9 protein-coding genes and 1 tRNA gene are annotated in these 10,783 nt (G+C 58.5%); 4 read left to right on the top strand and 6 right to left on the bottom strand.

What is annotated here, in order from left to right:
- Positions 1-238, bottom strand: a 238-nt coding sequence (locus tag IPM54_24300) for a hypothetical protein (protein ID MBK9262912.1), incomplete at its 3' end; no start/stop codon positions are given.
- A gap of 1,042 nt (positions 239-1,280) precedes the next feature.
- Between IPM54_24300 and IPM54_24295 the strand changes: the two genes are divergently transcribed.
- The 3 genes from IPM54_24295 to IPM54_24285 all read left to right on the top strand — a co-directional run bounded on the left by IPM54_24295 (position 1,281) and on the right by IPM54_24285 (position 2,479).
- Positions 1,281-1,802, top strand: a complete 522-nt coding sequence (locus IPM54_24295; protein MBK9262911.1) for a DUF2169 domain-containing protein — start codon at positions 1,281-1,283, stop codon at positions 1,800-1,802.
- Entirely contained in the window at positions 1,799-2,107 is a 309-nt protein-coding gene (locus IPM54_24290; protein MBK9262910.1) for a hypothetical protein, read from the top strand. The genes IPM54_24295 and IPM54_24290 overlap by 4 nt, the downstream gene beginning before the upstream one ends.
- A 144-nt stretch (positions 2,108-2,251) precedes the next feature.
- Positions 2,252-2,479, top strand: coding sequence for a hypothetical protein (locus tag IPM54_24285; protein ID MBK9262909.1), 228 nt, complete (start codon positions 2,252-2,254; stop codon positions 2,477-2,479).
- A gap of 357 nt (positions 2,480-2,836) precedes the next feature.
- Here IPM54_24285 and IPM54_24280 read toward each other — a convergent pair whose 3' ends face one another.
- From IPM54_24280 to tssI, 4 genes are read right to left on the bottom strand one after another with little or no spacing between them, the layout of a single operon-like run.
- On the bottom strand, positions 2,837-3,205 hold the full coding sequence (locus tag IPM54_24280; protein ID MBK9262908.1) for a hypothetical protein: 369 nt from the start codon (positions 3,203-3,205) through the stop codon (positions 2,837-2,839).
- Between the two features lie 46 nt (positions 3,206-3,251).
- Positions 3,252-5,183 carry an RHS repeat protein gene (locus tag IPM54_24275; GenBank protein MBK9262907.1) on the bottom strand — a complete coding sequence of 644 codons (1,932 nt, stop codon included), beginning with the start codon at positions 5,181-5,183 and terminating at the stop codon, positions 3,252-3,254.
- Positions 5,102-7,114 carry a hypothetical protein gene (locus IPM54_24270; GenBank protein MBK9262906.1) on the bottom strand — a complete coding sequence of 671 codons (2,013 nt, stop codon included), beginning with the start codon at positions 7,112-7,114 and terminating at the stop codon, positions 5,102-5,104. The genes IPM54_24275 and IPM54_24270 overlap by 82 nt, the downstream gene beginning before the upstream one ends.
- 17 nt (positions 7,115-7,131) lie before the next feature.
- A complete protein-coding gene (gene tssI, locus IPM54_24265; GenBank protein ID MBK9262905.1) occupies positions 7,132-9,459 on the bottom strand; it encodes a type VI secretion system tip protein VgrG in 2,328 nt (775 codons plus the stop codon).
- 226 nt (positions 9,460-9,685) lie between these two features.
- Here tssI and IPM54_24260 point away from each other — a divergent pair, with 226 nt between their 5' ends.
- Complete coding sequence (locus tag IPM54_24260; GenBank protein MBK9262904.1) at positions 9,686-10,387, top strand: site-specific integrase; 702 nt, start codon at positions 9,686-9,688, stop codon at positions 10,385-10,387.
- A 213-nt stretch (positions 10,388-10,600) separates the two neighbouring features.
- Here IPM54_24260 and IPM54_24255 read toward each other — a convergent pair.
- Positions 10,601-10,672 (bottom strand) — tRNA-Cys (locus IPM54_24255).
- Positions 10,673-10,783 lie beyond the last annotated feature (111 nt).

The raw sequence follows: 10,783 nt of genomic DNA, 5'->3' as shown, positions 1-10,783 counted from the left end.
TTCGCGTCGAAGCACTTGTTCGATCATCCGGTAAGTAATACTGTTTGGACTCCTCGTTTGTTCGTCGCGCGGCAACCGCCAGACCAACCGCTGTGCCAAGCGCACCAAGCCCAACGCTGCCCACGACGATTCCCGCCGCCACCCGTTGCGCGGTTTTTCCCGGTGGAGGCGGCACCCGGATCTTACCGAGACAGGCACCCGTAACAGACTGCACGACACCAGGTACGTCGAGCTTCACCGTGGTCTTCCAGGATGAACGCCCTGGTGCCTTCGCCTCGACGGATATGCTCGCCCGGGTCCACTGCGATGCAAGACAGCTCCTGCCAACGTCGGCGCGAGCGGCAGACCATCACGCAGCACCGCGAGCCCTGTACGCGGCTTGGCTCGCGGACGGTCACGGCAAGCTTTACGAGCTTCGGCGCTAAGGCGTCTGCGCGCCGCGGCGCTGCCTCGTCGGCGCGGTCGGAATCGTCTACGCGCCGCGGGAACGCTGCAGCGTCGCCAAAAGCCGCATCAGCTCGCCAAAAACGTCATCGCGTTCGTAAACAATCCGCAGCACCAGCGCAGTGCCTAATAGCCGGATTCGATAAGTTGGCTCTCTTTCTGAACTCTCTTCGCGCACGCCTTGGCAACGTTGCCCGCATCGCTACAAGGTCCGGAGCGGGTGAATAAACGCATCCGCCGCGGGTTTGTCCGCACAGCATCTGTGTTTAGCCTCATTCGCGCGCGGTAGCTGACCGCAGGCACCAACAGAGCAAAACTCCGGAACGGGCACCTGCTTCTGCATTCTATCCTTGATCGCGGCGATGGTACATGGAGCCTGCGTTGCCGCCGAACAACATTCAACAGAGTCCGCATTTCGGCTTCGCGCACATGGATACGTTACACTTGCCCGTTGAGAGTGGCGTTGCTTCCGTGGCAGCCGCGGCCCGGTGCTTTGCGCTGACAAGTGCTTTTGCAAGGCGACATTCGAGTTGCGCCCAGAGGAATCGCCGTTGGCTGCCACGCGGAACCTCCATGGGATACTGGGGTTGCGAGCGACGTTGCACCATTCAAACGGCGAGCGGACGTATTGTCCTGGGACGGCTTTTAGCCGGGCGCACGCGACCAGCATCATGGCTCGACTGGTCGTGGAACCTCGAAAAGGCCACTCGTGCGCGAGCGGATCGCGGATGGATTGTGGACGGATTGGCACCGCTGCCGCCCAATGATCCGGCACGATTGGCGTCGCTTGGCGTGCATGCGGCGACCTGGGACCTCACGCGTGGCAAAAGCGCCCATTGCCTGGTGACATTGACGGGGCCTGCTTCAATGTGGCTCCGGCAGATCAGCAGCTCGGGGAGCTTGCGGGCGACGAGCGCATCGTGCTCGACCAATTGCATTCGGTGTTTCCTCGGTTGGAAACCCGACTCGCGAAAACCGTTCCGCACGCGACGTTGCAGCGGCCTGGGGGAGAATCGCAGGACGTGAGGCTGCGTTGCGATACGTTGTGCATCGATACAAATCGTGGATTGGCCATGCTGGTTTGGCGCGGCACGCTCGTCCTCACACATGCGGCAGAAAGAGGGCGTGTGACGGTTACGGCTGAGCCCATTGCCCCGAAGAGTATCGCGCGCCCTGCGACAGACGAGCAAAGGCTCGATGCAACCATGGAATTCCGCGTTTCGCGCGACGATAAGCCCGCAACACCATTCGTTGCCGGGCGTAGCTCAGTTACATCCACCGCTGAAAACCCGCGTCGCGGGATGACGATATATATTCGACAAAGCCGCTATGGTACGCGGGTGTCGCGACGGTTTTGAAGCCCGTCACGCCATTCGATGCGCCCAAGCCAAAGGGGCCACTCGATGAACGTTCCGCGCGACTCGACGATACTGCGCCACTACCTACGATAGAGGAACCGCCACCAGTCGAAGACGTCACTCCCGCGCCTCCCGTCGTGGAAAAACCGCCCATGATTGGGCCGATCGCGGTGGCGGACGAGACATCCGTCGTGAAGCCCTCCCATTTGCCAAACGAAGGGATTGTCCCACCGCCGGAAGAAGCGGCGCCGGCATTGCCGCCCATCGAATTGACCATCGAGCACGTTGCAAACGATCGCCGCTGAAATGGACAAAAGAAAAAGCGAGCGGTCTACCATTCAGCGTCGCACGGATTGCGAGAAGAGGATTGGAAATGGAACAATCATCGGTGGAAATGTGCCATTGAAGAAGAAGGCGCGGGAGAGCAGATGCTCCGCGAACGATATGATGTGGCATACGTCACCCGAGAAACCTTCCGTGGGCCGATTGTAATGGACGAATACGCGTGTATCCTCGTGGGACTCGAAGCGTGGTCGCGCAAAACAACGCTTGATACGCTTGAGATGCAGCATGAAGCGCTCATGCCGATCGTGCGAGTGTGGACGAAAAAAGCGGCGAGGGATGCAAAGCTTGCGGAGCGGCTCGAGGTGGCGCTGCGAAAAGCACGCCGGCCGTAAAAACGCTGGCGCAATATCAGCTGTATCGCTGTCGATGCGCCCAACCGGACAGCAATCGCCACATGATGCCCTCGAATTCGGTCGCAGGTATACCGGATACCGACGGGCCCCAATATGGTGCGATGGAAACCAGCCATCCCGATGCCCAATGTTCCTTGTGTGCGTACTCGGGAATGAGGCTAATCGCATGCGCATCGAATTCCAAATCGGAAAGGAATATCGTCGATAGATCCACATACGAGGGGCGCTCTCGCCCAAATAGTTCAGGAAGGCTCGGCCCACGTCCCAGTGGAGACACTACGGCCCAGGAAGCGAGCACCGCTTCGCTCAATGAGGAAAGCTCGTCCAGCACCCCTTTCATTTCGTGTGGTTCGCCCTTGCCAATGGTCGATCCGGACGGTGTTCGGTAACCGGGATCGCTATCTCGACCGGATGGTCGAGCCATGGCGCAGGCACCGAACTATACGCAAATTCCGCCGTGCGGTTGTTGGGCCTGAGCCCGCCCTTGTCGAGCTCCACTTTGACAATCCACTTGTCACTGGGCAATTGACGCCCGCAATGAACGCGCTGTTCAACTGGCAAATCGAGCATCGATTCGACGGAAAGGTTTTTCAACGCCACGTCGCAAGCCGTTACGTCGCAAACGGTCCAGCCCCGAGCAACGTAATGGTCTGCCACCGTGCGAAGCGGTGACTCCTGCAATTCAGGTGGAATCCAAATGCTCATACGCAGCCACTCATCGCGCATTGGTCACCTCAGGGGCCGTCCTTGCTCATGACTTGAAAGATTCTTTGGAGCTGGCTTCTGTTTGGCACGAAAACCGTCGCCAGTTTACCAATATTATCGCCTTCGCGGAAAAATTGTACAGCAATGTAGTTTCCATTGATTCGCGCCAGATGTGCGAGTGTATTGTCATTGCCTGTTCGCCAAAAGAATGTTTGCTTGCTTTTCCTCGCACGATCCACGAGGGCGGCGAAGCGATCGAAGTCGTTGGCACGACCAACCTCGCGTCCGAATACCTGTGCCGCATGACGGTCGAATGCGTGGTTGAGCTCGTCCGACGTGAGGGGGCGCGTCCTTCTTGTAACCTTGTCACAGGCCACCAGGCCGAACGGATCCACCCAGAGCAATGGATCGATGACATGGGAATATAGATTGAAACCACCGAGCAGCCGAATGGATCCGGGCTGATGTACCTCCCCAGCTCGGGATCATAGTAACGAAATCGGTTGTAATGAAGACCGATCTCTTCATCGTGATACATGCCCGGCCACCGCCACGGACAAACGGTGTCAGCATGCTCGATGGTTGCCCGCCCGAAGATATCTAGTTCGGCTCGCCATGCAGCCCGCCCAGCAGCGTCGAACAAGGCCTTTGGCGTGCCTAGATGATCGCTGACAATCCCGTAGAATGCGCCGTCCTCGAGCTTGGCCAGCGGCTCGAATGCATTCTGCTCAAGTGCCCATGCGGTATAGCTTCCGTCGCTTCCGACCTCGCCGACCAGTTCTTCCTCACTCCAGATGTACGTTGTGGTCCGTTTTCCATGGCGTTTGGATATACGACGGCCCAGCGGATCGTACGAAAACTCGACCTTTTCGCCATCCGGACGAAGCACTGACCGGAGCTGCCCCACGTCGTCCCATGTGTATTGCCACTTGTCGCCGCTGGGGAGTACCTTCTCGACGAGTCGCCCATCACCGTCGTGAAAATAACGTGTGTCGTTGTCACGAACGATCACGCCGCCGACGGTGTAATGTCGATCACTCCGATCCTCAGTGCGGTATAAGTTTCCCGCCAAATCCGGAACTCGAAGTTCGCTCGCACCGTCCGCGTGAATGGCCTTGGTCAAGAATTCACGGGCGTCGTATTCGTAGCGCTTCGTCCCCGTGCGCGGATCCGTCATCGAGGCAATTTTGCCGTTGTTCGACCATTCGTACTCAACGGAATCGACCGTCTTGTCATTTGCAGTGACGTCCATTTTTCGAGGACGACCAGCGCTGCCTCGTTCCCAACGAATGCGAATCGCGCCGGGTAAATTTCGCACGATTTCATTACCGGTGGCATCACGCGTGAAGGGTACGGTGTAGCGCGCTTCCTCACCCGTGGTCAATCGTTTCAGATTCCCGTTTCCACTATAATCGAACTTGAATTGAATGTTTGAGTCTAGCCGCATGCACAAGCGGTTACCTACGGCATCGTAAACGTTATCCACCGCATAGTTACCAATCGACTCACGCACAATGCGACCAATCGGATCACGCTCGATCCTCACCTCGCATTCGCTATTCCATGCGCGAACGAGCCGACCTGCAAGGTCATATTCATAGCCAGAACGCTCACCACCTTGATGAATATGCTCGATCACGCGTCCAGCAGCGTCGCGAACGAATCTCGTCCGTTGCCGTGCCCCGTTCACCTTCTCGCAGCATCTTCCGGCAACGTCGTGGTGAAACACGACCTTCGCCCCATCGAACCGCCATTCACGAAGAGTTCGACCGGCAGGATCAAGATCGAACCGATACTCTTCGCCGCGCTCATTGACAATGCCAACAAGGTGCTCTTCGGTGTCGTAAGCATACGTGACAACACCTCCGAGGGCATCAATGATGGCACTTCGCCTGTTTAACCCACAATATGAAACTTGCGTCGTGTAACCCATTCCGTCCGTGACTTCAACGACATTTCCTTCGGCATCATACCGCATTTCCAACCTGCCGTGGGCGTGCTCAAACGCAAGGAGCAGGCTTCGCGTGTCCCATTCCAGCTCCGTGCGTGTGCCAGGGGATCGACCAAAGAGATAAGCCTGCCCAATGCGTCGTAGCGGTAATCGGTTGTATTGCCCTCCCAATCGTGGACTCTGGTCTCGGAAAAGCTGTCGTATGTGAGCGAGAACGCGAAACCCCTGGGATCACGACAGGACAGAAGCCGGCCGATTCGATCGAACTCGTATCGATACGCGTTACCCAGCGGATCCGTGGCAATACGCAGTTTGCCACGGCGATCGTATTCGTAACGCCAGACATTTCCCAACGCATCGACGAACTCTGTCGGATCGCTTGAGTCATTATAGGTCCAGCGCGTCGTTGCCCCCACGGCATCGCGCTGCAAAATCACATTGCCGCGCACGTCGTAATTCCATTCGATTCGCCCTCCAGCGCCATCCACCTCCGCTGTTTTCCGATAGCACTCGTCCCACTCGTACTTCGTCTCCCGACCTGTCGGATCGATGATTCTATCCACAAGCCCCGCCGCATTTCCAAAGTAATGCGTTCGGCCTCCACGCGAATCATCCACGAGCGTCACGTGGCGTAGTTTGTCGTACGTGATCCTCCGGTCGTAAATTCCGCCGTCCCCCCATGTGCGAATGCACCATCCTTCGGGATGAGTCCAGTCGTATTCAAAGTAAAAACTCAGTCCGTTTCGGTTCGTCTCTTGAACGAGCACACCGCCTCGGTACCGATACCGCAGCGCATTGCCCAGCGGATCGAGCGCTGCGGAAAGGCGTCCTTCGTCGTCATAAGTGAATCGCACGAGGTCGATTTTCATGGCATCGAAATGCACCCCGGCGAGTTTGCCGTCGGGTGTACTCGAACAACGAAGCTCACGCCCAACACTGTCGATTATCATGGCTAGGCGCCCATTCTGATATCGCAATGCAATTTGATTGTCGCAACGATCCGTGATGTTTACGAGCGAGCATGCCGTTCGGACTTCAGGCACGCGTGCGAAATGGTAGCTCAAGCCGTCCCATGTTCTCAGGCGGTACCCGTTTTCTTTTCGTTCGAGCGAGTATCGATCGATGTTGTCCCAGATTGACACCCCTACGGCCAGTGGCGAGTGTACCCGCTCACGCCCATCAGGAAGAATGACCACCACATCCTCGCCCCGCTCATCGACGGACGCATCGAGTGGATGGCTCCATCCCGGCCCCAGGGCACCGTCGCGCTGACTTCTACTCCAATAGTTTCGCTCGAATTTTATCGGGATGGGCCCCGGTAGCTCGAAATCGATAGCGTCGCTCGTGACCTCGCCCGTCATCACGTCGACTGGGTGACCCGTAAAGAAACAAATCGCCTTGGAGAGACGCGGTCCAGGTTTCAGCCCCTTATGCAGAGCGTCGGAAAACCACTTGGTTCGAATTGCCCTGGTAGCTGCCGCAAGAATGTCGAATGAATCGGGCCCGCCGACGAGCACAGGCGGCCCCGCCGGAATTGCCAGACACAGCGAGGTTGGTAAATTGATTGGGAAATTGCAGGTCATCACCATCGAGAGCAGGCGCCCCTCGGATGCGCCCCCAAACGTGACCGTCTTGCTGCCGGTCACGATCACGCCTTCGTTGCCGGGGAAATCGTTGGGCGCAAAGGACACGCCAGGCGGCGTGGGAGAATGACCGAAACCCAACACGTCCGTCCCAGTATTGCCCACGGGCAAACCATTGACGAGCACGGGGCCGCCCCCTCCGAGTGCCATTCCTATGGCAGCACCGATCGCTGCGCCCAGCGGATCGAAAACGACGCCGAAAAATGGGTGCGGCAATGGAGTCGGAATCGGCGTCGGCGACGGAGGCGCGGGTACCAACACCATGTGCACGTCGATGCCAATGACGGGATCGAACCACTTGGCGGCTTGTAACATGGCGTCATTCCTTCCGCTCAATTTACTTTCACGATTGCGCCCGTGATATCGACCGACCCACCGGCGGCTTTGATCGTCGCCCCATTGATTACGACGCCCGCTCCGCTGATTTTGATGGATGAGCCACCCGCCGATAAAACGATTTCTCCCTGCGCATTGGCGGTGATGCTCGCGGCCTGAATCAATCCTTCTGCCGCGGCGATCAGTTCCAAATTTCCTCCCGCTAGGACTTTGCCGTCCGCACCCGCTTCCATGACGAACGTGCTTCGTGCTGCCACTTGCAGCGTATTGGACTGCAATGATTGCGTATTCCCCGCATTGAAAGATTGTGCCGGTGCCTCCATCGTTTGCGACGCCGCGGATGTGATGGTTTGCGCCCCGTTCACCTGTATGTCCTGGGCGCCTGCCACGGAGAGTTTGTCGCTTGCAGTTACCGAAATCGTGCGGCTTCCCGTCACGCTTTCTCGTTGGTCGCCCCCGATGTCGATGGTCTGGTTTGCGCCCACTGACATGCGATGGTTCGATCCGACCATCACGTTTTGATCCGCGCCGACGGTGACCGATTCATTGGCGCCTATCACTTCGGAATTGTTCGAGGCAACGAACGTGCTTCGGTTTGCACCTGTCGTTTCGCTCCGATCCACGCTCACGCTGGACGAGCTATTGTTTCCCACGCGCTCGGTGCGATCATGCCCGGCATCGGAGCTCCAGTCGTATGGCGTGTGCAATTTGATTTGTTCTTTGCCCGCAGTATCATCAAATGTCAATTCGTTGAATGCGCCCGTAGCGGGACTCGACATCGTCTTGAAGGTGCTCACCGTTGGGGCGCCGCTCGGGGGACGGTTCTTTCCGTTGTACACTCGGCCGACGATGATGGGCCGATCCGGATCGCCCTCCTCGAAATCCACAATGACCTCGACGCCTACGCGCGGATGGAACACCGCACCCTCGCCAATGCCAGCAAACACCTGGTTCACTCGCACCCAGCACGATGTTGGTTCTTTGGCATGCCGCGTCGCATCCGTGTCCCAATGAAACTTCACTCGAACGCAACCGATTTCGGCACCAGGCGGACCACCCACGTGAATCTCGGCCCCCTGCGTGCTCGGCTCTGCGGTCACAAATGCCGTCTGCGATCCGTGGATCCGAGGTTTTGCCGTGGAACGTGCTGGCCGAAAGCGCGATTCGGAAAGTGTGCCATTTTTGCCGCGTCGCGCGCATTCCATCGCGACTGCATACGGCACGCCGGAAAACGGTATCGTTCCCGCTGCCGCCGGTGACAAGACGCCCGCTTGTTCGCCGCGAATCTCCAGCTTTGTGGCAAGGTATTCTCCATCGTAACGCGATTGGGAATGCTCCACCGCAAAGATGTTGCCGGCAGCAAGCACGCGGCACGTGCTTTCGCACACGGCGTAACTTGCTTCGACCTCGAGCCGATCGAGTGCAGTCGCCGCGAGTACCTTGCCCATTTCGGGCGCTTCGGTGTAACGTCCGGGGTACTCGTGCGCGAAAAGATCCGAACCGGAAGGGCGCACGGGTTCGGCGACGGCCATATCGAGTGTCGGGCGTTTCCAATTATAATCGAGCAGCGAAACTTTGCGCGGCCGGAGACGCGCGCCAAGCTTCATCGATTGAATTGCGCGGCCGGCAATGCCCGGACCGAGTGCATCGAAAGGATTCACGCGTGTGCGGCCAGAGTCTTTGTCCGAAAGGACGAGCAAGCAGATGCCGTCGCTATTTTCGAAATGGAACGAAATCCCCTCCTCCTCGAGCAATCGACGAATGAACGCCAAGTCGCTTTCATTGTATTGAACGCAATAATCTCGCGCGGCAACGTCGTCGATGCGCGATGCATCCACGATGCGCCATGTATACATTTCTTTTGCAGGAATGTAGCGCGTTTCATCGCCGTCATCGAGAATGCCGGTGACTCCGTTGGCAAGCGTAATCTCTGGATCGCCCTGCAGGACCGCATCGATGATTTGCCGCGTGGTTTTTTCGAGAAAGATACGACAGCGCGATCGATGCGCAGCGCGCACGAGCGGCGGTGCCAGAACGATATGGTAAAGCATTCCGCCGGGCACGGGACCCAGTTCCTCGGCCCCGATGATGACACCATGCACGACGCGATAAGCGGGAGCTGTGAGCGTTGCGATGCGTAGCGTGCCGCGCTGACCAATGAGCTCGTCCGGGTCGATCTCCGGTGCAGGCTCGCGCATGAGGGCGGTGATTTCATAGCGGTAAAGCGTCGCGAGCGCCTCGGTACCGCGGAATGAAACGACGTGAAGATGGCGCCAAGGCCCTTGCGGACTCGAGGCACGCTCCCAAGCGAAGGTAAAGTCCATGGGGTCCCGTTAGTGCGCGTACCATCGTATCACCGAGGCGTCCAGAATGAAACGCTCAATCGCCACGGTGGGATGCGTCTTGGAATACGATTTCAGTTGTTCGGCTATTCCGCAGAACTGCCACCGACGGCAAGGTCTACGAGGTCGCCCACTGCAACCTCGACATGGTCATCGCGCTGGGCTTCCGCGTCCGCAGCCCCGGTCCACGCGCAACAATACGCAAATCGTGCTCCGCTCGGTTCTGCGATTTGCGAAAACTCGCCAATACATCGACGATGCTCCGACAAACTTGCCACGGCTCAAGCCCGTCGGGCAACACGTTCTCGAAATTCCGACCGACGAACAAGTCGACCGGATTCTCGAAACCGCGATCGATGCTCATCGCTTAACCTTCGCGCTCATGTCGGACGCCGGCCTTCGCCCCAATGAAGTCCGCGCGCTCCAATGCAAGAACGTGCAGCTCAAGTGGGAAAACGGCGAAGCCATTGGCGGGTTCATCACGGTGCGCGAAGGACGGTCCCATGGCGAAATTCACACGCCCAAGACCGGCCAGCGCGAAATCCCCATTTCGCGCGCATTGGCCAAGCTCCTCGCACCCGTCCTCGAACGCGCCTCACGTGATAAACACGTGGCGCTCAGCGATGAAGGGAGGCCGTGGGGCCAATCGGGCATCGATGCCGCCTTCGGGCGCGTCTCCAAACGCGCTGGCGTCGAAGGATGGTCGGTCTACTGCCTGCGCCATTACGCGATTACCTCGTGGCTGCGCGCCGGCATTCCGGTCCACGTGGTCCAGCGCATGGCTGGGCACACGAACCTGTCGACCACCCAACGCTACGTCCACTTCCTCAAAGCTGACCTCGAGGAAGCCGCCCGCCGCCTACCCGTTCGCCATCACGGCAAGATGGGGCACAACAAGGTCACCGCTTGACCGGCTCGGCACCTCTGCCCGCCGTGGGTAACCTCACTCCTCAACCGCTCCCATCCACGAACGAAACCGCGCCCGTCAGGTGCGGCATGGCAGGCACGCACCGCCCGCCGAGTTCGGTCGCTTTTTCGAGTTGGGGCCACTGTGGGGCCACGACTTTTTCGGCCGCCGAGGTAACGCCTTCAAGATACGGCGTAACCTCTTGAAATCATTGGGAGGTGAGGACGGGATTCGAACCCGCGTATAACGGTTTTGCAAACCGTTGCCTAACCACTTGGCTACCTCACCCGGAAATTCGTGGCGGCCTTTTTGCCCCATCTCCGACCGTCTGTCAAGCAAACTCGGACGTACCACCGCTCGTCGTCCGCCCCCCTTGCAAAGATGGGCCTGAATGTTTGA

The organism is Polyangiaceae bacterium, from assembly GCA_016715885.1.
In the GTDB taxonomy this organism is placed as follows: domain Bacteria; phylum Myxococcota_A; class Polyangia; order Polyangiales; family Polyangiaceae; genus Polyangium.
The sequence above is the reverse complement of the archived record's forward strand: the minus strand, read 5'-3'. Positions and strand labels throughout refer to the sequence as shown.